Source organism: Mycolicibacterium sp. XJ662 (assembly GCF_053484035.1).
Genome location: NZ_JBEFTL010000010.1, coordinates 159,836 through 183,654 on the forward strand (window position 1 = coordinate 159,836; position 23,819 = coordinate 183,654).

Consider the following 23,819-nt stretch of genomic DNA (forward strand, 5'->3'; position numbering starts at 1 on the left):
GTTCAGCGCCCTTGGAAATCCGGCGGGCGCTTGTCGCGGAACGCCGCCAGGCCTTCTTTGAAATCCGTTGTCCGACAAGACAGCTCTACGTTGTAGAGCTCCTGGTTCATGGTTTGGGTCAGGGTGGCGTGCTGCCCGTAGGCGATCGCATGCTTGGCAAGGCCGATCGCCACCGTGGGCCCGGAGGCCAACCGGGACAGCAGGTCCTCGCTGACCGCGTCCACCTCGGATTCGGCGACCGCACGGTGGATCAGCCCCCACTCGGCGGCCCGGCCGGCGTCGACCTTCTCCCCGAGAAGCAGCATCTGCTTGGCGCGGGTCAACCCGATTAACCGTGGCAGCAGCCAGCTGGAACCGGAGTCCGGGCTGAATCCCCTACCGATGAACGGCTCCCAGAAGAGCGCATCATCGCTGGCCACCGTGAAGTCGGCGGCCAGCGCGAGGTTGCAGCCCAGCCCGACCGCCCAGCCGCGCACGCTGCACACCACCGGAAGCGCGATGGTGTGGATCAGCTCGACGACCCGGTTGCCGGTGAGCGGGATGCGGCGCACCAGATCGCCGGTGCGTGGCCGTTGACCGGCGGAGTTGGTGGCCACCCAGTCCATCCCGCTGCAAAAGTCCGATCCCGCGCCGGCGATGTGGATCGCGCGCAGTGAGTCGTCGGTGGCGGCGTCGGTCAGCGCCGTGACGAACGTGTCGATCATCGGACGGCTCAACGAGTTACGGCGCGACGGGCGGTCCAGGGTGATACGCAGGATCGCGCCGTCGCGCGCCGTGCTCACCACGCCGTCGGCCGCGTCACCCACAGTTGAATCCGCCCATCCTGAACGTATACGGTTAGACATACAGTATTGCTATCTTGTACAAGTTAGCAAGGAAAGGCCGGTCGGCGGAAGGGGACCGATGGCACCGGATAGACCCCGCTACGGCGAGCAGCCGCTGCCGCAGACCGTCGCTGCCGCCGGCGCCATCCGGCGGCTGAGCAACCTGCTGTTGTCGCTGGAACACGATCATCCGACCGTTGACGCCATGATCACCCAGATCGCCGAGTGGGAAACCGAGTTGGGTGCCGCGGTTCCGCCCGACCCCACACCGCGGATGGGGCCCGACGGCGACGCGAACCAGCGGGTCTACCTCGACCACGCCTTCGACATCGGCGCCTACAACCCGTGCTTTCCCGAGTACACCTTCGACCACCTCGACGACGAGAACGCTTCCGGCCGCGTCACTTTCCCGCTCGTGTACGAGGGCCCGCCGGGCTTCGTGCATGGCGGCTACCTGGCCGTCTTCTTCGACTGCGTCACGCAGCATCAAAGCTGTGCCGCGCGGCGCACCGGTAAGACCCGGTCGCTGACGCTGACGTTCCGCAGGCCCACACCGATCCTGACCGAGTTGCGTTTCGACGTGACCCGCACCGAATCCGACGGCCGCGTCACCTCGACGGCACGGCTGCTGAGCGTCGACGAGGTGCTCTGTATCGGGGAGTTCAGCACCGTGGCCACCGCACCGGACCGGCTGTCGGTGGTGCAGTTCGGCAAACGGCAAGCAACACGGCCATGACCAGCGTGCAGCGCATCCGCCAGCCCCGCGTCGCCGAGATCGTGGCCGAGCGGTTGCGCGACGACATCCTGTCGGGCCGGATCAAGGAAGGCGACGTGCTGCCGTCGCAGGACAGCCTGCTGGCCGAGTTCGGTGTCAGCCCACCCGCCCTGCGCGAGGCGATTCACCTGCTCGAGACCGACGGGCTGATCTCGGTGCGCCGCGGAAACGTCGGTGGCGCAGTCGTTCATCTGCCGTCGGCCGAACGCACCGCGCACATGATCAGCATGGTGCTGCAGACGCGTTCGGCCACACCGGCCGACGTCAGCGGCGCGTTGCTGCACCTGGAACCCATCTGTGCGGGGATGTGCGCGGCCCGTGCCGACCGCGACACCGAAGTCGTGCCCTACCTCGAAGAGGCGATCCGCACGCAGACCGAGGAATTCGACAACCCGGCGCGGTACGTGCCCAACGCCAGGCGATTTCACGAAGAGATCGTGTCGCGCTGCGGCAACGAGCCGATGATCCTCGTCATCGGCTCGCTCGAGCTGATCTGGTCGGCGCACGAGTCGTCGGTGTGGAGCGACGAGGCCAGCCCGGCCGACCCGATGAACCGCAAGACCATGCGCGCCGCCCTGCGCGACCACCAGCGGCTGCTGGAGGCCATCGCCGACGGCAACGAGGCGCGCGCGGTGCGGCTGGCGCAGACCCACCTGGGCGCCGCCCGGCGCAACACCTTGGCCGCCGGCACTGACAAGACCATCGACGCCAAGTTGATCTCGAACGCCGAACAGTGAGGAAACCACGATGACGACCACCGGCGACGACCGCGTCCTGTTCGACGTCGAGCACGACAAGCGGATCGCAACCATCACGTTGAACAACCCCACACAGCGCAACTCCTATGACGCACCGATGCGCGAGACCATCGGCCGCTGCCTGGATTTGGTGGCCGAAGACGACGACGTCGTCGTCGTGGTGCTGCGCGGCGCCGACGGCGTGTTCTCCACCGGCGCCGATATGAACAACGCCTACGGTTGGTACGGCAAGGCCGACGGCCCCGCCAAGGAGCCTGCGAAAAGCAGGCCCAGCCAACGGCGACGATTGGCGGTGGACCGCAAGTCTTTTGGCTTCTACCACAACCTGATGGGCTTTCCGAAGGTGACGGTCGCCGAGGTCAGCGGCTACGCGCTCGGTGGCGGCTTCGAGATGGCGCTGATGGCCGACATCGCCGTCATCGCCGCCGACACCAAGATCGGCATGCCCGCCACCCGGTTCCTCGGGCCTGCGCTGGGCAGCCTGCACTTGTTCTTTCACCGGCTGGGTCCGGTGCTGGCCCGGCGCCTGCTGTTGACCGGCGACATCATCGAGGCCGGGACCATCGAGCAACTCGGCGTCTTCACCGATACCTGCGCGCCGGAGAAGGTCTCCGCGAGGGCCCGTTACTGGGCGGAGAAGGTCGCGAAGATGCCCGCCGACGGCGTCGTCATCGCCAAAGAGGCCTTCCGCCTCGTCGAGCAGAGCCAGGCCTACCAGGGGGAGGAAGTGGCCAGCTATCTCTTCCACGCCTACGGCACGAACCTGCAGTTCGCGCCGGGTGAGTTCAACTTCGTCAAGACCCGCGCTCAGCACGGCACCAAGGAGGCCTTCCGGCTACGTGACGAGCACTTCCATGTACCGGAACCCTGAACACCACCCCGACCTACGGGTGGTGATACATAAGCTACTATTTTTGTAAAGTCGTCAACATCCAGCGCGAGGATTTTCACATGCCCACACCCGTCATCGTCGGTGCCGCCAGGACAGCGATCGGTCGTTCGTTCAAGGGGACCCTGGTCAACACCACGCCCGAGACGCTGATCACGACCGTTCTGCCAGAGGTGGTCCGCCGCTCGGGGATCGACCCCAAGAACATCGACGACATCATCTTCGCCGAATCCCATTACGGGGGAGGCGATCTGGCTCGCTATGCGGCCACCGCGACGGGCATGGACCACGTCCCCGGCCAGTCGGTGAACCGGCACTGCGCGGGCAGCCTCACCGCGATCGGCAACGCGGCCGCCCAGATCGGGTCGGGGATGGAGCGCGCGCTGATCGCCGGTGGGGTGCAGTCGCTGTCGATGACGCCGCTGACCAACCAGCGCATCCCGGGACCTGAGCTGAAGTTCGAGGAGCGGTGGATGCCGCCGACGCACGTCGAGACGCCCGACGCGCCGTGCAAAGACATGTCGATCACCGTCGGCTGGAACACCGCACAGTCGGTCGGCATCACCCGTGAGGAGATGGACGCGTGGGCGGCGCGGTCGCATCAGCGTGCGATCGCCGCGATCGACGCCGGCAAGTTCGTCGACGAGATCGTGCCGCTGAAGGTGCAGCAGTTCGACGGATCGGTGATCGAGTTCAGCGTCGACGAGCACCCGCGCCGCGACACCACCGTGGAGAAGTTGGCCGGGCTGAAGGTGCTGCATCCCGAGATCGAAGGCTTCTCGATCACCGCAGGCAACAGCAGCGGAACCAACGACGCCGCCGCAGCGGTGGCACTGGTCGACAGCGCCTACGCCGACGCTGAGAACCTGACCAAGATGGCGACCGTAAGGGCTTGGGCCGCAGCGGGTGTCGCACCGCGCGACTGTGGGCTCGGCGCGGTCAAGGTCATCGGCAAGGTGCTCGATCGGGCCGGGCTGAAGCCCTCCGACGTCGCGCTGTGGGAAATCAACGAGGCGTTCGCCTCGGTGCCGATCGCGGCGTGCCGCGAGTACGGCATCGACGAAGAGTTGGTGAACTTCTCCGGAAGTGGTTGCAGCCTCGGCCATCCCATCGCCGCCTCGGGTGCGCGAATGGTGACCACGCTGGTCTACGAACTGCAGCGCCGCGGCGGCGGCATCGGTGTCGCCGCGATGTGCGCGGGCGGCGGCCAGGGCGGCGCCGTCGTCATCGAGGTCTAGCTTTCCTCGGCGAGCAGACGCAAAAGGCCCTATTTAACCCGCTCGGACGGGCCTTGTGTGTCTGCTGACCGGAAAAGACGCCCCCGTCGTCAGCGCTTCTTCTTGGGCTTGGCGTTGTTCGCGTCGATCAGCCGCTCGGCGTGGTCGAGGATGCACTCGAGGCTGAACTCGAAGTTCTTCTCGTCGGCGGCGCCGATGTGGTGGCCCTTCTCGGTGACCAGCGCCAGCAGCGGTGTGCTGTCCGCATCGATCGACATGGTGTCCTCGATGTCGCTGGGCCCTTCGTTGGCCGCCCGGTTCTTGTCCCGCAACCGCTGCAGCACCACCGAACCGCGCACGTGCACCGACACCGCGGAGTAGGTGTCGAAGGCCTCTTCCGGCGACAGACCCGCTTCGACCAAACTGGCGATCGCCTTCTCGACCTCCTGTACACCCAGCTTCGCCGTGCGGGGGCTCAGCGCGGACCGGATGAGGATCAGATCGCACAGAATCGGGTTGCCCATGAACGTCTTTCGCATCGTGCGCGCGTGGTTGCGCAACGTCTCACGCCAGTCCCTGGCCTCGACATAGGGCGTCGCGAATACGTACTGGCGCAACGCGCGGTCGGTCATCGCGTTGAGCAGATCGTCTTTCTTGCGGAAGTACCAGTAGATGCTCGTGACGCCGACGCCGAGGTGCTTGCCGAGCAGCGGCATGGACAGGTTGTCGATACCGACCTGTTCGGCGAGCTCGAAAGCGCCCTTGATGATGTCCTCTGGATTGATGGACCCGCGCTCACGTCGCTGACGCTTCTCGGCGGTCGCCTGCCTTGCCACGAAGGGCACCTCCATCGGAAATAAGCCGCGCACGCAGCCCCCCAAAAGCGGGGTGGTGGACCTGAATGTACCGGCAGCTCGCTCTGATCTGCGTTTTCGCAGGTGTGTCGCTGCTCGGCCGTTACCGTCAACCTTACCGGGAGCCATCCCGTCGGCGGCTCCCACCGCTATTCCGCTGTTCTACTGTAAGACCTATAGTAAGCTTTTCCAGCTGGGTTGGTGAACCGAAAGGTCAAGGGTGTCGGACGAAATTCTCACGGACCGCCGAGGGCGTGTTCTCGTCATCACGATCAACCGACCGGATGCGCGCAATGCGGTGAACCTCGCGGTCAGCCAGGGTCTGGCCGACGCGGTCGACGAACTCGACGCCGACAAGGACCTCTCGGTCGGTGTGCTGACCGGCGCGGGCGGCAACTTCTGTGCCGGTATGGACCTCAAGGCCTTCGCGGCCGGTGAGCAAGTCGCGATTCCGGGTCGGGGCATCGGGTTCACCGAACGTCCGCCACGTAAACCGCTGATCTCGGCCGTCGAGGGTTACGCGCTGGCCGGCGGCACCGAGGTCGTACTCGCGACGGATCTGGTGGTGGCCTCACGCGAAGCCAAGTTCGGCATCCCCGAAGTCAAGCGCGGCCTGGTGGCCGCCGGCGGCGGGCTGTTGCGGCTGCCGCGACGCATTCCGTACCAGAAGGCGCTCGAACTGGCGCTCACCGGTGACAGCTTCACCGCCGAGCAGGGCGAGGCGTGGGGGTTCGTCAACAAGGTGACCGAACCGGGCGGCGCGCTGGACGGCGCGATCGAACTCGCCGAGCGCATCACCGCCAACGGACCGCTGGCGGTCGCCACCACCAAGGAGATCCTGGTCAAGTCGGCGGAGTGGAGTGAGGAGGAGATGTGGCAGAAGCAACTCGAGCACATCATCCCGATCTTCACGTCCAACGACGCCAAGGAAGGCGCGCTGGCGTTCGCCGAGAAGCGCCAGCCGAACTGGACCGGCACCTGACCGCGACATGGATCTCGGTCTGAAGGACGCAGCCGCCGTCGTGGTCGGCGGCGGACGCGGCATGGGGTTCGCGGCGGCACGTTGTCTGGCGCAGGACGGGGCGCGCGTCGCGGTCGTCGGCCGCACCCAGGCCGTGCTCGACGAGGCCGCTGAAACCTTGAGCCGGTGCGGAAGCCCCGACGCGGTCGGGCTGGTCGTCGACATCACCGACGACGACGCCGTTCAGCGGCTGTTCGACGACGTCGGCCGACGGTGGGGCGGCGAGCTCAACGTGCTGATCAACGCGGTCGGTCCCGACGCGGTCGGCACATTCGAGGAGCTGACCGACGACCAGTGGCGCGCCGCGTTCGACGGCGGCGTGATGGGCATGGTGCACTGCGTACGCTCCGCGCTTCCACTGCTGCGTAGCGCGGAATGGGCTCGGATAGTGAACTTTTCGGCGCACTCCACCCAGCGCCAAAGCGTGATCCTGCCCGCCTACACCGCCGCCAAGGCGGCGCTGACAAGCGTCTCCAAGAACCTCTCGCTGCTGCTGGCGCGCGACGAGATCATGGTCAACGTGGTATCGCCGGGCAGCATCGCCTCCGAGGCGCTGGTGGGTTGGGCGGCTTCCGTCGGCGTCGATGGCAACGATCCGTACGCGTTGATGGCCGCCATCGACGGGCACTTCGGGCATCCGGCCCACTTACCCCGAGCGGGTTTACCCGACGAGATCGGCCCCGTCGTGGCGTTTCTCGCGTCAAGACGCAACTCCTACATGACCGGCGCCAACGTCAACGTCGACGGCGGCAGCGACTTCACATAAGAGGTGAGCTATGGCGACTGCCAGCCAGGCGCGCGATTGGGCGCGAGAAGCCTTGCGCGGCATCGGTAATTCGCTCTACACCCCGTTCTGCGGCACCGACGGTGACGACATCGACTGGGACGCCTACCGCACGTTGGTGCGGTACTGCGTCGGTGACCTGGGACATCCGATGCTGTGGTGCACCAGCGGGATCGCCGAGTTCTGGTCGCTGACCATCGCCGAGCGAAAACGCCTGCTGGAAGTGGCCATCGAGGAGGGCCGCACCGTCAACCCGGATGTCGTGGTGCAGGCCTGCACGGCGGCGACGTCGGCCAAGGACTGCCTGGAGTTGACGCTGCACGCACAACACGCGGGCGCCGACATCGTCTACATCCAGACCCCGATGATGGAAACTCACGGCGGCGAAGGGGTGCTGAGGTTCTTTCGCTACATCGCCGAGCGCACCGACATCGCGCTGGGCATGTTCAACTCGCCGTCGTCGGGCTACGTTCTGACACCGGTGGAAAGTGCCCGCATCTATGCCGAGATTCCCGCGGTCTGCGCAACCAAGGAAGGCGCGTTTCGGCCGGCGGCCAGCCGGAAGCTGGCAGAGTTGGCGCCCGGCCTGGCGGTGTGGGAATGCGACAAGATGGTCTACCGCGCCGGCTGGCTGCGCGACGGCATCGTCTGCCCGGCCCAACTCGGAACCGCCGCATACCTGTACGAAACCCCGCAGCACCGCCCGTTCTCGGCGTACTGGGACCTGATCGTCAACGGCAAGCTGATCGAGGCGATGGACTATGCGCGCGAGTCCGGGATGGACCGGTTCGAGAGCGAAGTGAGTTCCTGGTTCACCTGTTATCCCGGGCGACCCGACTACTTCACCCACTGGGGCGAAGCGTTCAAGTACGCGGCCTACGTGCTGGGTCTGCCCATCGGTGCGTATCCGCATTCGCGCCCACCCCAGGCGAAGTTGCCCGCCGAGGCCAAGGACCAGATCGATGCAGCGTATCGGCGGTACGGACTGGTCGACACGTAACCGACCCGACCTTGCGGAAGGCACTACCGATAGATGTACAGTATGTGCATACACCGAGCTCGGACGGCTTGAGAAGGAGTGCGGGTGAGCGTTGGAGACCACGTCGCGCAACCCGTCGCGGCCGAGCCGGTGCGCTACGAGGTCCGTGACAGCGGCGTCGCGGTCCTCACGCTGAACCGACCGGAGCGGATGAATGGTTGGGGCGGTGGCCTGGCCTCCACGTTCTATGCCCGCATGGACGACGCCGAGGCGGATCCGGCCGTCCGCGCGATCGTCGTCACCGGCAGCGGCCGGGCGTTCTGCGCGGGCGCCGACATGGGCGATCTGAACACGATCAGCACCACGACCGTCGACGCCGCAGCGGACACCGACGTCAGCCAGCTCGTCGGCGCGCGTCACCCGCACTTCCTGATGACGATGCGCAAACCCGTCGTCGCGGCGATCAATGGCGCCTGCGCGGGCATGGGGCTGACGCTGGCGCTGGCGTGCGACGTGCGGTTCGCCGCCGACGGCGCCAAGTTCACGACGTCGTTTGCGCGACGCGGGCTGATCGCCGAATACGGCATCTCATGGATACTTCCGCGCATCGTCGGACAAGGCGTCGCGCGGGACCTGTTGTTGTCGGGCCGGGTGTTTTTCGCCGACGAAGCCGCACGCCTCGGCGTGGTCAACGACGTCGTGGCCGCCGACGACCTGTTGGCGCACGCCGTCGCGTACGCCGAGGACATCGCCGCCAACTGTGCGCCGAGTTCTCTGGCGGTGATCAAACAACAGGTGTACGCAGACACTATGCGCAGTGTCTTCGAGGCAAGCGATGACGCCGAGAAGCTGATGCACGAGTCGATGCAGCGGCCCGATTTCCTCGAAGGCATCACCAGCTTCTTCGAAAAGCGCGCACCCAACTTTCCGCCACTGAAGGGAGAGGGACGATGACCCTGGACTACAAGGCGATCGACGTCGACAACCACTACTACGAACCGCTGGACGCGTTCACCCGCCACCAGCCCAAGGAGTTCCGCAGCCGCGGCGTCCAGATGGTGCAGGACGGCAAGCGGACCCTGGCGGTGTTCGGTGGCGTGGTCAACCACTTCATCCCCAACCCGTCGTTCGACCCGATCATCGAACCGGGCTGCCTGGACCTGTTGTTCCGCGGCGAAATCCCCGAAGGGGTCGATCCCGCGTCGCTGATGAAAGTCGACCGGCTCGCCGACCACCCCGAATACCAGAACCGCGACGCGCGGGTGGCGATTCTCGACAAGCAGAACCTCGAGACCGTCTTCATGCTGCCGACCTTCGCGTGCGGTGTGGAGGAAGGCCTCAAACACGACGTCGAGGCGACGATGGTGGCAATGCACGCGTTCAACCTGTGGTTGGACGAGGACTGGGGCTTCAACCGTCCCGACGGCCGCATCCTCTCCGCACCCATCATTTCCCTGGCTGATCCCGAAAAGGCCGTCGAGGAGGTCGAATTCGTGCTCAGCCGCGACGCCAAGATCGTCTGCGTGCGGCCCGCGCCGGTGCCGGGGGCGGTACGTCCACGCTCGCTTGGTGACCCCGTGCACGACCCGGTGTGGGCGCGGCTGGCCGAAGCCGGCGTCCCGGTGGTGTTCCACCTGTCGGACTCCGGATACATGGCGATCCCCGCGCTGTGGGGCGGCAGCGGCGTGTTCAAGGGCTTCGGCAAGCGCGATCCGCTCGACATGGTGATCATGGACGATCGCGCCATCCACGACACGCTGGCGTCGATGATCGTGCACCAGGTGTTCACGCGCCACCCCAACCTGAAGGTGGCCAGCATCGAGAACGGCTCCTACTTCGTCTACCGACTGATCAAGCGGCTCAAGAAGTCCGCCAACACCGCGCCCTACCACTACAAAGAAGACCCGGTCGAGCAACTGCGCAACAACGTCTGGATTGCGCCGTACTACGAGGACGACGTGAAACTGCTCGCCGAGACCATCGGTGTGGACAAGGTCCTTTTCGGATCGGACTGGCCGCACGGCGAGGGCCTGGCGGATCCCATGGACTTCACCGCCGACATCCCGCAGTTCCCGGAGTTCAGCGCCGAAGACACCCGAAAGGTCATGCGCGACAACGCACTCGAGTTGCTCGGCGCGAACGTCAGGGCCGGCGTCTAAAGCCATGGCGCAGTGGACCATCGGCGCGGTGCTCGACGCCATCGCCGACACCGTTCCGGACCGGCTGATGACGGTCTGCGGGGCGCGCCGCAGCACGTTCGGGGAGTCCGCACAGCGGACCCGCCGACTCGCGAACTACCTTGCCGGCCAGGGGTTCGGGGCGCACCGGGAACGCGACGAACTGCAGAACTGGGAATGCGGGCAGGACCGTGTTGCGCTGCTGATGCACAACGACCTCTATCCCGACATGGTCATCGGCTGTCTCAAGGCGCGCACGGTGCCCGTGAACGTCAACTACAACTACGCGCCACGCGAGGTCGCCGAGCTTTTCGACTACCTTCGGCCCAGCGTCGTGATCTACCACCAGTCGTTCGGCCCGAAGTTCGCCGACGTGCTGCCGCCGGACTCGGCTCGGTTGCTGATCGTCATCGACGACGGTAGCGACGCGACACCGCTGCCGGGTTCGGTGCGGCTGGAAGATGTGCTGGCCCAAGGAGATACCGACCAGCCAATCACCCCGTCACCCGAGGACGTCATGATGGTCTGCACCGGCGGCACCACCGGCAGACCCAAAGGGGTGATGTGGCGGCAATGCGACACCTATGTCATCTCGATGAACGGCGCCGACCACGAATCCGTCGACGAGATCCACGACAAGGTGCGTCACGGCGGTCAGCCCTGGTTCGCGGTGTCGCCGCTGATGCACGCCGCGGGCATGTGGACCGCGTTCGCGGGACTGCTCAGCGGGCTGCCGGTGATCCTCTACGACCGCACGAGATTCGAGCCGCGCGCCGTGCTGGAGACCGCTGAGCGCGAGAAGGTCGGCTTGATGACGATGGTCGGCGACGCCTACGCCGCCCCGCTGGTGGAGGAACTGCGCCGCGGCTCCTACGACCTGACGTCGATGTTCGCCATCGGCACCGGGGGAGCGGCGACCAACCCCAAACACCAACGGGCACTGCTGGAGCTGCTGCCGCAGATCACGTTGATCAACGGCTACGGGTCCTCGGAGACCGGCAACGTCGGCTTTGGCCGCAGTCAGCGCGGCGAGCGCAAGGACACCTTCGAACTGCGCGAAGGAGCATTGCTTTTGTCCGCCGATTACGGCCGGTTTCTGCAGCCCGGCGACGACGAGATCGGGTTCGTCGCACGCGGTGGACGCATCCCACTGGGCTATTTCGACGACGCGGAGGCCACCCGCAGAACGTTTCCCGTCGTAGCCGGGAAGCGGGTGGTCATCTCCGGAGACCGGGGGTCGTTGGCCGCGGACGGCACGCTGGTGTTGTTCGGTCGGGACGCGCTAGTGGTCAACACCGGCGGTGAGAAGGTGTTCGTCGAAGAGGTCGAGGAGGTGCTGCGCGCCCACCCCGGTGTCGCGGACGCCTTGGTGGTGGGTCGGCCCAGCGAGCGGTGGGGCGAGGAAGTGGTCGCGCTGGTCGCTTCCCATGACCAGACCGAAGCCACCGCGCTTCATGACCACTGCACATCGCAGTTGGCCCGGTTCAAGGCACCGAAGGAGTTCATCTTTGTCGAAGAGATCCGACGTCTGGGCAACGGTAAACCCGACTATCGGTGGGCGAAAAGCACTGTGGCGCAGCAGGTGAACGTGTGAGCCACAAAGCGATTGACTGCCTGGTCAACGTGCACTTCGGGGAGACCCAGCAACAGCCGACCTGGATGCTCAAAGTTCGCGACGACTACTTCAAAGGTCCGGAGTCGATGTTTTCCCCCGTCGACCTGTCGGAGCTGATCGACGAAATGGACGAGCAGGGCGTGACCAAGGCGATCCTGATGGACAGCATCGCCAAGCCCTCAGCCACCGCCCGCAAGTTCGTCGAGGCCGAACCCGACCGGTTCGCGCTGGCGATGGGCGGGGTGAACCTGCTGCGGCCCATCCCGTCGCTGAAAGAACTCGCGGCGGTCGTCAAGGACCTGCCCGTCGCCTACACCGCTGTGGGGCCGAGCTTCTGGGGCGACGGCCAGTACCCGCCCAGCGACGCCGTCTACTACCCGCTCTACACCAAGTGCGCCGAACTCGAACTGCCGTTGTGCATCAACACCGGCATCCCCGGCCCGCCCATCCCGGGTGAGGTGCAGAACCCGATCCACCTGGACCGGGTGTGCGTGCGGTTCCCGGAGCTGAAACTGTGCATGATCCACGGCGCCGACCCGTGGTGGGACGTCGCGATCCGGCTGTTGATCAAATACGAGAACCTGCGGCTGATGACGTCGGCGTGGTCACCCAAGCGGCTGCCCGAAAGCCTCCTGCACTACATGCGCACCCGCGGACGCGGCAAGGTGATCTACGCGTCGGACTGGCCGGTGCTCAAGATGCGCCGCCTGGTCCCGGAGGCGCTGGCCCTCGACCTGCCCGCCGAGGTGCTCGACAACTACCTGTACCACAATGCTCAGGAATTCTTCTTCGGACAGGAGAGCTGACGATGGACCGCTTTGAACTTCGCAGGCTCGATTACAGCCTGTCCGAGGACCACCAGGCTCTGCAGGCGGCCTACAAGGATTTCTTCAAAACCCACTGCTCGATCGAGACCGTCTGGGCCGCTGAGGTGTCCGGGTTCGACAAGAGCCTGTGGGAGCGGTTGTGCACGATGGGCGCGACCACGATGGCGCTGCCGGAGGCATCGGGCGGTGATGGTGCGACGCTGGTCGACCTGACGTTGGTCGCCGAGGAGATCGGCCGGTCGCTGGCCCCGGTTCCATGGATCGACCACGTGTGCACGGCACGGTTGCTCGGTCGCCTGGACGCACTGGAACCCGACATCCTCAACGGCACCCAACTGGCGGCGCTGGACCCACAGCACGACAGCGCATCCGGGCTGCGGCTGGTACCCAGCGGGTCCGTCGCCGACCACATCGTCGTGCGCGACGGCGACGACATCGTCCGGCTCACGTTCGCCACCCGCCCCGCCAAGGTCGACAACATCGGCCGGCTCCCGATGGCCTGGGTCGACCCGGCGGCCGCCGACGACCGGACGGTGCTGGCCACCGGCGCCGACGCGCTGGCGGCCTACCAGCGCGCCCTCGATGAATGGCGGCTGTTGACCGGCGCGGCACTGGTGGGGCTCGTCGAGGAGACGATGACGATCGCGGCGGAGTTCGCCAAGACCCGGTACACGTTGGGCGTGCCCATCTCGACCCTGCAGGCGATCTCGCATCCGCTGGCCAACATCGCGATCACCGTGCAGGCCGGTCGCAACCTGGCCCGGCGGGCAGCGTGGTTCCTCGACAACGAACCGCATGAGCGCCAGGAGCTCGCGCCGTCGGTGTACGTGTTCATGGCTGAAGAGGCAGCCAAGGCCGCCACCATGGCCGTGCATGTTCAAGGTGGGCTTGGAGTCTCGGCAGAAGCCGCCGCAACGGCGTATCTCGTTCGGGCGCGCGGCTGGGCATTGGCAGGCGGGGACCCCGGCATCACCGCCAAATACATCGCCGGCATCGTCGCGGCACGCGAAAGCGCGGAGGCCGAGTAATGGACTTCTCACGGGTGCAGTTGACCGACGACCAACAGTCGTTCCTCGACGAGGCACGGGCGTTCCTCAACGAGGTGGTCACCGAGGACGTCATCCGCCGCGACCGCGAAACCGGTGACAACTTCGATGAAGGCGTGCACCTGGCGCTGGGCAAGGCGGGTTACCTTGCCGGCGAGTGGAAGCCGGAATCCGAAGGCGGCTTCGACCGGGTCCGACGGCGCATCTGGGAACTGGAGAAGCGTCGGGCCCATGTGCCGTGGGTGACGTCGGGCACGACGTCGATGATCGCGCGGTCGGTGGAGAAGTTCGGTTCGCCCGAGCTGAAAGCCGAGGTGTTACCCGGCGTGTTCACCGGGCACGTGCGGCTCTGCCTCGGCTACACCGAACCCGAGGGCGGGTCCGACGTCGCGACGTGCAAAACCCGTGCGGTGCGCGACGGCGACCAGTGGGTGATCAACGGTTCCAAGATGTTCACCACAGGCGCGCACAACTGCCAATACGTTTTTCTCATCACCAACACCGATCCCGACGCGCCGAAACACAAGAGCCTCACCATGTTCCTGGTACCGCTCGATTCGCCCGGGGTCGAGATCCAGGGCATCCGCACCATCGACGGTGACCGTACGAACATCGTCTACTACAGCGATGTGCGCGTCGACGACAAGTACCGCCTCGGTGAGGTCAACGGCGGCTGGACGGTGGTGCGCGAACCGCTCAACGTCGAGCACGGCGCGGTCGAAACCGCGGCCGACGGGCTACAGGACGTGTCGATCATGATGCATCAGGCGGGTTTCATGGCCGCCGCGGTCGACAAGGCCGCCGCCAAGGTGGCCGAAAAGGACGCCAACGGCCGTCGGCTCCTCGACGACGGGTCGGTGGCCTATCGGCTGGGCCGCAGCGTCGCTCGGTTGGAGGCCTCGCTGTCGGCGCCGAGCATTTTCGGCCGGGTGGCGTTGGCCCAGACGATGCGTGACATCTCCCCGGACCTGATGGACATTCTCGGAAGCGCGTCGGCGCTGCCGCTCGGCACCGATGGTGCCGCCGATGACGGCGCCGCCGAGTACGTCTACCGATTCGCCCCGCTGGTCGGGATTTACGGCGGCACCTTGGAGGTATTCCGGAATATGATTGCGCAGTACGTGCTCGGGCTCGGCAAGCCCGCGTACGCTGCGCCCAAATAGCCGCGCCCCGTTTTGCGCGAGCGTGCGTGTTTGCGGGCGACACGCCGACAAACTCCGCGACTTTGCGCACGCTCGCCGGAGCCTCGCGGGAAGGAGAAGCATGACCAATCCACCGGGGAACACCCGCCGCGCACTGGTGATGGGCGCCAGCGGCTTCGTCGGCTCGCACGTCGTGCGAAAACTCGCCGAACGCGGCGACGACGTCCGGGTCTTCCTGCGCAAGACGAGCTCGACGGTGGCCATCGACGACCTCGATGTCGAGCGTTGCTACGGCGACCTTTTCGATGCGGAGGCGCTGCGCGCGGCGATGGCCGACCGCGACGTCGTGTACTACTGCATCGTCGACACGCGGTTCTACCTACGTGATCCCGCGCCGCTGTTCGAGACCAACGTCGCGAGTCTGCGGCGCGTGCTAGACGTCGCCGCCGACGCCGACCTGCATCGGTTCGTGTTCTGCAGCACCATCGGAACCATCGCGCTGGGCAACGGCAGCCCGGCCACCGAGGACGATGCGTTCAACTGGCACGGCAAGGGTGGCGCCTACATCCAATCGCGCCGGGCGGCAGAGGACATGGTGTTGCGGTACGCGGCCGAAGGCAAGGTGCCCGCGGTTGCCATGTGCGTGTCCAACCCGTACGGGCCGCGCGACTGGCAGCCCAGCCAGGGAATGATAGTGAAATACGCTGCGCTGGGCAAGATCCCGATGTATGTTAACGGGGTGGCCACCGAGGTCGTCGGCATCGAGGACGTCGCCGAGGCGTTTCTGCTTGCCGGTGAGTGCGGCCGCATCGGTGAGCGCTACATCATCTCGCAGACCTACATGCCGATGCGGGAGTTGCTCGAAACCGCCGCGACGGCGGTGGGAGCCAGACCGCCGCGGTTCGGGGTTCCGCTTGCGGCCATGTACGCGGTCGGCTTCGTCGCCGGTGTCATGGCCCGAGTGCTGCGACGCGATCTGCCGATCAACGTGACCGGGGTGCGACTGCTGCACACCACCTCGCCGGCCGACCACAGCAAGGCGACGCGCGAATTGGGCTGGCAGCCAAGGCCGACCACCGAGTCAATACGGCGGGCCGCACAGTTCTACGTGGACCGCGAAAACGGGAAGCATGGGCCGTGAGCGCGGAAACGCTGCTCGAAATCGAAGCGATCAAGCAGTTGAAGGCGCGCTATTGCCGGCTGCTGGACACCAAGGACTGGGCGGCATGGCGGGACCTCTTCGCCGACGATTTCGTCAGCGACACCTCGCCGGCAGGCGGCAAGGCGATCACGGGCGCCGATGAGTTCGTCGCGTTCACCCGCAAGAGCCTGCGCAACCAGGCCACCGTTCACCAGGTGCATTCGCCGGAGATCGAGTTGATCACGGCGACGACGGCGCGGGGAGTGTGGGCGTTGGAGGACGTGGTCCGGTTCGGCCCGGGGGTCAACCTGCACGGCTACGGGCACTACCACGAGACGTACGAGAAATTCGACGGGCAGTGGCGTTTCACGTCGTCGACGTTGACCCGGCTTCGTGAAGATGTGTTCAACGGCCTTGTCTCGGTGTATATCTCGGCGCGCATCCGTAAGGTCATCGGCGCGGTGACGCGCCGGGTGATGTCAAGAGCGGATGAACTCGAGTAGGTCGGCGTTGATCGTGTCCGCGTGTGTGACGAACGCGCCGTGCGGATAACCGGGATAGGTCTTCAGAGTCCCGTTCGGTAACAGCTTGGCCGACAACGGCCCTGAGTTCTCGTAGGGGACGATCTGATCGTCGTCGCCGTGCATCACCAGCACGGGGATGGTGATCTTCTTGAGATCGTCGGTGAAGTCGGTCTGCGAGAACGCCACGATGCCGTCATAATGCGCCTTCGCACCGCCCATCATGCCTTGCCGCCACCAGTTCTCGATGATCGCCTCGGACGGTTGCGCCCCGGGGCGGTTGAAACCGTAGAACGGTCCGGACGGCAGCGCGCGGTAGAACTCTGAGCGGTTGGCCGCCAATTGGGCTTGCAGGTCGTCGAACACCGATTTCGGTAAACCGCCCGGGTTGGCGTCGGTCTGCACCATCAGTGGTGGCACCGAGCTGATGAGCACGGCCTTGGCTGCGCGGTGCTGGCCGTACCGGGCGAGGAAGTGCGCGACCTCGCCGCCGCCGGTGGAGTGCCCGATGTGCACCGCGTCGTGTAGGTCGAGGTGCTCGACCACCGCGGCCAGATCGTCGGCGTAGTGGTCCATGTCGTGTCCGTCGTCGACCTGCGCCGAACGACCGTGTCCCCGGCGATCATGGGCGACGACGCGGTAGCCGTTCTGCAAGAAGAACAGCATCTGAATGTCCCAGTCGTCCGCCGACAACGGCCACCCGTGACTGAAGACGATCGGCTGGCCCGAACCCCAGTCTTTGTAGAAGATGTCGACGCCGTCGCGTGTGGTGATGGTGGGCATGCGGGCCCCTTCCTCCGTGTCCGGGCAGAAGTCTGCCACGCGAAGCGCCACGGTGCGCGGGTTTACACCGTGGCCGCCAGTGGTTCCTTTCGCGGGTTAACCCTCGGGTTAAGTGGTGAGGATCGTGGCCGCGGCGGTGCCCGGCGCGCCGTAGAGTTGCGCGAAGCCGACTTTCGGATCACCGGGCACCTGGCGATCGCCGGCTTCTCCACGGAGTTGCCGCACGAGTTCGTGGATCTGGCGCAGGCCCGACGCGCCGATCGGCTCACCGTTGGCGATCAGTCCACCATCGGTGTTGACGGGCATCGTGCCGCCGATTTCGGTGGCGCCGTCGGCCAGCAGCTTTTCCTGCTCACCGTCGGCGCAGAACCCGCACTCGGCCATGTGGATGATCTCCGCGCCTGCGTCGGTGTCCTGCAACTGGATGACGTCGACGTCGCGCGGTGCGACACCGGCCTTTTCGAATGCGGCGCGCGCCGCGTACACGGTGGGTGCGACGTCCTCTTCGACGGGCGCGAACGTGGTGTTGACCTCGTAGGCGCCGTAGCGGCGGGTGCGCACCTCGACCGCGCGCAGGTACACCGGTTTGGAGGTGTACCGCTCGGCGATGTCGGCGCGGCACATTACCACGGCCGCGGCGCCCTCGTCGGGTGCGCAGAACATGTACTGGGTCAGGGGGTAGTTCAACATCGCCGAGTTGAGGATCTGGTCCTCGGGGATCGGCTTGCGGCGGAACGCGTTCGGGTTGAGCGCACCGTTGCGGAAGTTCTTGGCGGCCACCTTGGCCAGCGTCTGCTGAGAGACGCCATGGTCGTGCAGGTACTTGTTGGCCTTCATGCCGAAGAACTGCGTCGTCAGGTACTGGCCGTTCTCGGCGTACCAGCTCGGCATCCCGACAAGTGCCGGATCTTCGGTGAATGCGCCGCGCGGATGCTTGTCCAGGCCGATCGCGATCCCGATGTCGTAGTCTCCCAGCCGGATTCCGTCGGCGCACGCCTTGGCTGCGCTGGCCGCCGTCGCGCACGCGTTGAAGACATTGGTGAACGGGATGCCCGACAGCCCCACCATGCCCACGATCGCGTCGGGGTTGGCCACCGTCCAACTACCGCCCGTCGCGAACTGGATGTCCTTCCATCGCACGCCCGCGTCGTCGACGGCGGCGAAGATCGCGTCGACGCCCATCTCCATCGCGGACTTGCCCTCGAACCGGCCGAAGGGGTGCAGGCCCACCCCGATGATCGCGACTGTGTTTGTGGCGGTGCTCACGCGGCTGTTCCTCCGTTGGTCTGCGGCTGGCAGGTCAAACCAACGGTAAAGATTACAGTATCCCCAGTGGTTCGGTGTCAGCTCGACGCCGCGTGCGGGGCGCCGATACCCGGGTCGATCCGCACCGGTCCTGCCGCGGTCGGCACGATCGGGAAGTCGAAGATTGCGGTGGGAAGGTACACCGTGGCGCACGAGTTCGGGATGTCGACCACACCCGAGAAGCGGCCCTCGATGGGGGCCGCACCCAGCAACAGGAACGCTTGTTCGGGGCTGTAGCCGAACTTGGTGAGGTAGTTGATCGCGTGCAGGCATGCGCGTTGGTAGGCCAGCTGCGAATCGAGATAGCGCTGTTCGCCCTCGAGCGTCACCGAGGTGCCGGAGAACGACAACCATTCGGAGTACTGGGGCGGGGTGTTGCCCGGCATGAAGATCGGGTGCTCGCTGACCCCGTACGTATCCATCCCGCCGGGGATTACGTCGACGCGCAGGTCGAGGAAGCCGCCCATCTCGATGGCGCCGCAGAAGGTGATCTCGCCGTCACCCTGCGAGAAGTGCAGATCGCCGACCGAGAGATGGCCGCCGTCGACGAACACCGGGAAGAAGACCCGGCTGCCCCTGGTGAGGTTCTTGATGTCCATGTTGCCGCCGTTTTCGCGCGGCGGCGCGGTGCGCGCGGCTTCGGCGGCGACTCGGTCGAACGCGTCGCCGGTGAGGGTGCCGAGCACCGCATTGGTGGGTTCCGGCGGAAGGGCCAACGGCGGCAACCGGTCCGGGTCTGTGGCGATCAGCGCGGCCTCACGGGTGTTCCACTTTCCAAGCAGTTCCGGTGACGGTGCCGTACCCATCAGGCCGGGGTGAGTGATGCCGGTGAACTCGACCCCCGGCACGTGGCGTGAGGTCGCCTTTTCGCCGGAGAAGTCCCACACCGCCTTGTAGGCGTCCGGGAACTGATCGACCAGGAAGCTGCCGCCGTTGGTCCTGGCGAAGATACCGGTGTATCCCCAGCCCTGGCCGGCCAACGGTCCGGAGTCTTCCTGCGGAATAGGGCCGACGTCGAGAATGTCGACGATGAGCAGATCTCCGGCTTTCACGCCTTCGACGGCGATCGGGCCTGCCAGCGGATGCACTTTGCTCATCGGCGCATTGAGGATGTCCTCGGCGGAGTCGTCATTCTTGATATCTCCGTCGAACCACTCGCGGCAGTGCACGCGAAACTCGTCGCCTTTCTTCACCGTGACCGCCGCGGGGATGTCGGGATGCCACCGATTGTGGCCGGTTACCTGCTGGTCGGTGAACTTCTTGGTCGAGTCGAGGGGAAACACCAGTTCCGGCATGAGAGGTCCTTCAGGGTCGTGGGAGCTTGCGGTGAAGTGGGCTGGTGGTGATCTTTTGCCGTCGCGGCGCCGGCGGCGGGGCGGTGACCACGGTCGGCTGGTCAGCCGTAGCGCGGGTGGCGTCGTGCAGCGCCATCGCGGCGCGGTCGGCGCGCCCGAGGCGGGGGGACGCGATTGTTCTTCGCGCCTCACCCATGCATTGCGGACATTCGACGACATCAGGTCGGGACAGCATCGAATGCATCTTTTCGACGGTGCCGCAACAAGTTTGGCACCGGTAAACGTAGAGAACCATCGATCTCCTCACTGTCGATCCACACGGCGCGGAGAACTGCGCGACGGTGCCGACCTGATGGTGGTTCCCGGGTAACGGTGGACTAAACCCCCGGCCCGCGGGGTCCTCCGCCGAAAGCGGAGTGAAACTGTAACTCTTACAGTAACGTCATTAGCCGTGTCGCCGCTGATAGAGCACAAGCCGACGTTCTGCCGCATCTGTGAACCGTTGTGCGGGATGATCGCGACGGTTGAAGACGGGCGCCTGACGGCGCTGCGCCCGGATAAGGATCATCCTTTGTCGGCTGGCTTCGCATGCCAGAAGGGCATCGCTTTCACCGAGGTCGTCAACGATCCGGACCGGGTGACCAGGCCGCTGCGGCGCGGGCCGACCGGCTTCGAAGAGGTCACCTGGGACGAGGCGATGAACGACATCGCGAACCGGTTGTCGGCGATCCTGCGCCGCCGCGGTTCCGGCGCGGTCGGCTGGTACATGGGCAACCCGGGGGCCTTCAGCTACGCGCACGTCTTCGCCGCGCTGCTGTTCACCAAGGGCCTCGGTCGCCACGCCCACTACTTCACGGCATCGTCGCAGGACACCAACAGCCGACTCATCGCCAGCCAGTTGCTCTACGGCGTGCCGACCTCCGTGCCGATTCCGGACCTGACACGCAACGATCTGTTGGTGATGATGGGCAGCAATCCTCTTGTGTCCCACGGCAGTTTCCTGACCGCGCCGCGGATCAAGGACCGTATGCACGACATCGTCAAGCGCGGTGGACGGGTGGTGATCGTCGACCCGCGGCGCAGCGAGACCGCGGCGGCCTTCGAATGGCTCGGCATCGTGCCCGACACCGACGCGTTGTTGCTGTTGTCGCTGATTCAAGTGATGTTCGCCGACGGCATGGTCGACGTCGCTGCGCTTGCCCGGCGGGCCGACGGCGTGGACTGGCTACGGGAGATCTCTCGGCCCTTCACCCCGGAGTCTACGGCGACCCAGACCGGCGTCGACCCGGACAGCGTGCGCGCGTTGGCGCGCGACCTGGTGCAGACCCGACGTGCCGCCGTCTACGGCAGGCTCGGTACCTGCGTGGGCACGCATGGCACGCTGACCACCTACCTGATCGACGCGGTGAACCTGGTGGCCGGCAATCTCGACGCGCCCGGCGGTTCGGTGTTCAGCTCGATGCACACCGTCGGCCAGAAGTGGCAGAACGTCGCGATGGGCGCCATTATGCGGCGGTCCTACCGGAATAAGCGGTCGCGGATCAGCGGGACCCCGAACGCGATCGGCTCCGAGCCCGCGGCGCTGATGGCCAAGGAGATCACGACGCCGGGTGAGCGCCAGATCCGGGCGATGTTCGTATCGGCCGGCAACCCCGTGCTCTCGGTGCCTAACGGCGAGGAACTCGAGGCAGCGTTCGGCGAACTGGAACTGTCTGTCGCGCTGGACTTCTACGTCACCGAGACCAGCGCGCAATGCGACTACATCCTGCCCGTTCCGACGATGTACGAACGCGACGACTTTCCGTATACCTTCCAAGGGTTTCAGGCCACGCCGTTCCGGCAAGCGACCGCGGCGGTGCTTGACCCGATGGGGGAGACCCGTGGGGAGTGGGACGTCGCCGAGGAACTGGCCCGACGGCTGAGTCGGCGCGTTCCCGCGTTCGCGGTATTCGCCGGTGTGCAAAAGATGTTGCGCCGGTTGGGATTCGAGGGGTTGCCGCGGATGATCGTCGACGCGCTCGTGCGGATGTCGGAGGGCGGTGATCGGTTCGGGCTGCGCCGCGGCGGGCTGACAATGCGACGGCTGATCGAGGATCATCCGCACGGCGTCGTGCTCTCACCGCACATCCGCACCGGGGTGCTGCGTACGGCCGTCGGGTACCTGTCGCGTCGGGTGCGGTTGGCCCATCCGGGGATTGCGGCGGAGATCGCCAAACTGTCGCAGCGTGCGCTTCCCGACGGCTATCCGCTACGGATGATCGGGTTGCGCGAGCCACGCTCGGAGAACTCGTGGATGCACAACTCACCGCTGTTGATGCGCGGAGACCGCCGCCAGCACGCGCTCATGCATGTCGATGACGCGGCCGAGCAGGACATCTCGGACGGCGACGAGGTGCGGATCAGTTCACCTTACGGCGCGATCACCGTGCCGGTGCTGACGACGAAGGATCTCATCGCCGGGGTCGTCGCGGTGCCTCACGGCTGGGGGCACAAGGGAACTGGGGGTTGGCGGCTGGCCAACCGTGCCGGCGGCGCCAACGTCAACCAGCTGACGTCGAGCGACCCCGACGATGTGGAGGCGCTGTCGGGTATGGCGTGGCTGACCGGGGTGCCCGTGCGGGTAGAGGCTGTTTAGGCGACAGCCAGCACGCATCGCTCGAACAGGGCGGCACCCCGAGGAGGTCCGCCGGTCGCAGCGAAACCCTCTGCAACGAGTCTGGCGCCCTCGGTCATGGTCATCGCTTCACGAACTTTCGCCGACAACCGTGGCACGGACAACTTCTTGGCCGGCAATCGCGTGCCGCATCGAGCGACTTCCACCCGCCGAGCGACCTCGAACTGATCTCGTCCATACGGCACGACGCACACCGGGACCCCATGGTTGAGGGCCTTCTGCGTCACTCCCATTCCGCCATGGGTCACCGCGCACACCGATCTGCCGAGTACCAGGCTATGAGGGATGTACCGGCACAGAGTTGCGTTCGCTGGTGCGTTCAAACCGACTGGCTCACCGGCGGGAGTAGTCGCCACCACGTGAACTGGTTGGTCGGCAAGTGCGGCCATCGCGGTCGAGATGAGGTCGGCATCGTCTTGCTTCTCTGAAGAGGTCGAGACGAGCACAATCGGTCGCTCGATAGTCGACAGCCATTCGGGAACGACATCGGCGCCGGGGTCGACGATGCACGGTCCGATCATGTGCACCGTTGGCCCCCAGTCGGTTTGGCGGTACTGGAACGGTTTACCGCTGGCGATCAGTATCAACGGTGCTCGGCGCAGAAACTCGTTCATTGATCTGACTGGTGCCAGGCCCACTCTTGCTCGCACTGCGTTCAGCGGTGCTCGCCCAACCCGTTCGAGGGGAGCCAGCAGTGCCGCCGTCGCCGCGGCATCCCGAGCCCGGCCGAGCGCTCCCGGCAACGGTCGAAGGCCCAGGCCGAACGGCGGCACCCCGGGTGAGCGAAGCAGCGGGGTGTACGGACAGAAGGTCGCCCAAGGCGTGTCGCCCGCCTCAGCGGCGCAGAGGGCACCCCAGCAGTTCACGTCGAGAAGCAACGCGTCCGGCCTTACCCGAGATTGCGCGGCGGCGAGATCGTCGACCTCGCGTTCGGCGCGTCTGCCGAATACGGATGCAGAGATCCTCAGCGCGGCGATCGGGTTTGATCCCTGCCAATCATCTTGGGTGATCGCTTCGATTTCGGGATCGATCGCTTCTGTCGCGAACCCCAGCGACCGCCCTGTTTCGACGCCGGCCGAGAGTGTGCGCAGGTGGATTGTGTGCCCGCGGCTGGCAAGTTCGGACAGGACCGCGCTCATCGGAAAAAGGTGGCCGAGGGCAGGTGAGGTGTACGCGAGGATCGTTGCCACCG

The 23,819-nt window shown here is 66.0% G+C and carries 23 protein-coding genes; 16 read left to right on the forward strand and 7 right to left on the reverse strand.

Annotation, left to right across the window (positions count from 1 at the left end):
* Positions 1-2: 2 nt before the first annotated feature.
* Positions 3-806, reverse strand: coding sequence for an enoyl-CoA hydratase/isomerase family protein (locus ABQE93_RS22380; RefSeq protein WP_448438076.1), 804 nt, complete (start codon positions 804-806; stop codon positions 3-5).
* Positions 807-903: 97 nt separating this feature from the next.
* Between ABQE93_RS22380 and ABQE93_RS22385 the strand changes: the two genes are divergently transcribed.
* From ABQE93_RS22385 to ABQE93_RS22400, 4 genes are all read left to right on the forward strand, one after another.
* Positions 904-1,560, forward strand: coding sequence for a hotdog family protein (locus ABQE93_RS22385; RefSeq protein WP_448410489.1), 657 nt, complete (start codon positions 904-906; stop codon positions 1,558-1,560).
* The gene (locus tag ABQE93_RS22390) at positions 1,557-2,336 is read left to right on the forward strand and encodes a FadR/GntR family transcriptional regulator (protein WP_448410488.1); all 780 of its coding nucleotides are present in this window, start codon (positions 1,557-1,559) and stop codon (positions 2,334-2,336) included. Before ABQE93_RS22385 ends, ABQE93_RS22390 begins: the two co-directional genes overlap by 4 nt.
* 10 nt (positions 2,337-2,346) lie before the next feature.
* Entirely contained in the window at positions 2,347-3,228 is an 882-nt protein-coding gene (locus ABQE93_RS22395; RefSeq protein ID WP_448410487.1) for an enoyl-CoA hydratase/isomerase family protein, read from the forward strand.
* A gap of 80 nt (positions 3,229-3,308) precedes the next feature.
* Positions 3,309-4,484, forward strand: coding sequence for a thiolase family protein (locus ABQE93_RS22400; protein WP_448410485.1), 1,176 nt, complete (start codon positions 3,309-3,311; stop codon positions 4,482-4,484).
* Between the two features lie 89 nt (positions 4,485-4,573).
* On the opposite strand, the gene ABQE93_RS22405 is transcribed toward ABQE93_RS22400, so the two are convergent.
* Positions 4,574-5,299 carry a TetR/AcrR family transcriptional regulator gene (locus ABQE93_RS22405; RefSeq protein ID WP_448410482.1) on the reverse strand — a complete coding sequence of 242 codons (726 nt, stop codon included), beginning with the start codon at positions 5,297-5,299 and terminating at the stop codon, positions 4,574-4,576.
* 238 nt (positions 5,300-5,537) lie between these two features.
* On the opposite strand from ABQE93_RS22405, the gene ABQE93_RS22410 reads away from it, so the two are divergent.
* The 11 genes from ABQE93_RS22410 to ABQE93_RS22460 all read left to right on the forward strand — a co-directional run bounded on the left by ABQE93_RS22410 (position 5,538) and on the right by ABQE93_RS22460 (position 16,552).
* A complete protein-coding gene (locus ABQE93_RS22410; RefSeq protein WP_448410481.1) occupies positions 5,538-6,299 on the forward strand; it encodes a crotonase/enoyl-CoA hydratase family protein in 762 nt (253 codons plus the stop codon).
* A gap of 7 nt (positions 6,300-6,306) precedes the next feature.
* Positions 6,307-7,104, forward strand: a complete 798-nt coding sequence (locus ABQE93_RS22415) for an SDR family NAD(P)-dependent oxidoreductase (RefSeq protein ID WP_448410479.1) — start codon at positions 6,307-6,309, stop codon at positions 7,102-7,104.
* Between the two features lie 10 nt (positions 7,105-7,114).
* Positions 7,115-8,122 (forward strand): dihydrodipicolinate synthase family protein, encoded by a 1,008-nt coding sequence (locus tag ABQE93_RS22420; RefSeq protein ID WP_448410478.1) that lies wholly within the window; start codon positions 7,115-7,117, stop codon positions 8,120-8,122.
* An 84-nt stretch (positions 8,123-8,206) separates the two neighbouring features.
* Positions 8,207-9,055: an enoyl-CoA hydratase gene (locus tag ABQE93_RS22425; RefSeq protein WP_448410476.1), complete on the forward strand. Its 849-nt coding sequence runs from the start codon at positions 8,207-8,209 to the stop codon at positions 9,053-9,055.
* Complete coding sequence (locus ABQE93_RS22430) at positions 9,052-10,260, forward strand: amidohydrolase family protein (RefSeq protein ID WP_448410475.1); 1,209 nt, start codon at positions 9,052-9,054, stop codon at positions 10,258-10,260. The genes ABQE93_RS22425 and ABQE93_RS22430 overlap by 4 nt, the downstream gene beginning before the upstream one ends.
* A 4-nt stretch (positions 10,261-10,264) precedes the next feature.
* A complete protein-coding gene (locus ABQE93_RS22435; RefSeq protein WP_448410474.1) occupies positions 10,265-11,872 on the forward strand; it encodes an acyl-CoA synthetase in 1,608 nt (535 codons plus the stop codon).
* Positions 11,869-12,699: an amidohydrolase family protein gene (locus tag ABQE93_RS22440; protein ID WP_448410473.1), complete on the forward strand. Its 831-nt coding sequence runs from the start codon at positions 11,869-11,871 to the stop codon at positions 12,697-12,699. The genes ABQE93_RS22435 and ABQE93_RS22440 overlap by 4 nt, the downstream gene beginning before the upstream one ends.
* A 2-nt stretch (positions 12,700-12,701) precedes the next feature.
* The gene (locus tag ABQE93_RS22445; protein WP_448410472.1) at positions 12,702-13,748 is read left to right on the forward strand and encodes an acyl-CoA dehydrogenase family protein; all 1,047 of its coding nucleotides are present in this window, start codon (positions 12,702-12,704) and stop codon (positions 13,746-13,748) included.
* Positions 13,748-14,929, forward strand: coding sequence for an acyl-CoA dehydrogenase family protein (locus ABQE93_RS22450; protein WP_448410470.1), 1,182 nt, complete (start codon positions 13,748-13,750; stop codon positions 14,927-14,929). Before ABQE93_RS22445 ends, ABQE93_RS22450 begins: the two co-directional genes overlap by 1 nt.
* A 100-nt stretch (positions 14,930-15,029) precedes the next feature.
* The gene (locus ABQE93_RS22455) at positions 15,030-16,049 is read left to right on the forward strand and encodes an NAD-dependent epimerase/dehydratase family protein (RefSeq protein WP_448410467.1); all 1,020 of its coding nucleotides are present in this window, start codon (positions 15,030-15,032) and stop codon (positions 16,047-16,049) included.
* Positions 16,046-16,552: a nuclear transport factor 2 family protein gene (locus ABQE93_RS22460; RefSeq protein WP_448410465.1), complete on the forward strand. Its 507-nt coding sequence runs from the start codon at positions 16,046-16,048 to the stop codon at positions 16,550-16,552. Before ABQE93_RS22455 ends, ABQE93_RS22460 begins: the two co-directional genes overlap by 4 nt.
* Here the strand turns inward: ABQE93_RS22460 and ABQE93_RS22465 are convergent.
* From ABQE93_RS22465 to ABQE93_RS22480, 4 genes are all read right to left on the reverse strand, one after another.
* Complete coding sequence (locus tag ABQE93_RS22465; RefSeq protein ID WP_448410464.1) at positions 16,529-17,353, reverse strand: alpha/beta fold hydrolase; 825 nt, start codon at positions 17,351-17,353, stop codon at positions 16,529-16,531. The two genes, ABQE93_RS22460 and ABQE93_RS22465, sit on opposite strands and share 24 nt — an antisense overlap.
* Positions 17,354-17,461: 108 nt before the next feature.
* Positions 17,462-18,619: a thiolase family protein gene (locus ABQE93_RS22470; RefSeq protein ID WP_448410463.1), complete on the reverse strand. Its 1,158-nt coding sequence runs from the start codon at positions 18,617-18,619 to the stop codon at positions 17,462-17,464.
* A gap of 77 nt (positions 18,620-18,696) precedes the next feature.
* On the reverse strand, positions 18,697-19,953 hold the full coding sequence (fmdA, locus tag ABQE93_RS22475; RefSeq protein ID WP_448410461.1) for a formamidase: 1,257 nt from the start codon (positions 19,951-19,953) through the stop codon (positions 18,697-18,699).
* Positions 19,954-19,963: 10 nt separating this feature from the next.
* The gene (locus tag ABQE93_RS22480; protein WP_448410460.1) at positions 19,964-20,188 is read right to left on the reverse strand and encodes a zinc ribbon domain-containing protein; all 225 of its coding nucleotides are present in this window, start codon (positions 20,186-20,188) and stop codon (positions 19,964-19,966) included.
* Between the two features lie 216 nt (positions 20,189-20,404).
* Between ABQE93_RS22480 and ABQE93_RS22485 the strand changes: the two genes are divergently transcribed.
* Positions 20,405-22,588, forward strand: a complete 2,184-nt coding sequence (locus ABQE93_RS22485; protein ID WP_448410458.1) for a molybdopterin-dependent oxidoreductase — start codon at positions 20,405-20,407, stop codon at positions 22,586-22,588.
* Here the strand turns inward: ABQE93_RS22485 and ABQE93_RS22490 are convergent.
* On the reverse strand, positions 22,585-23,817 hold the full coding sequence (locus tag ABQE93_RS22490; RefSeq protein WP_448410456.1) for a glycosyltransferase: 1,233 nt from the start codon (positions 23,815-23,817) through the stop codon (positions 22,585-22,587). The two genes, ABQE93_RS22485 and ABQE93_RS22490, sit on opposite strands and share 4 nt — an antisense overlap.
* Between the last annotated feature and the right edge of the window lie 2 nt (positions 23,818-23,819).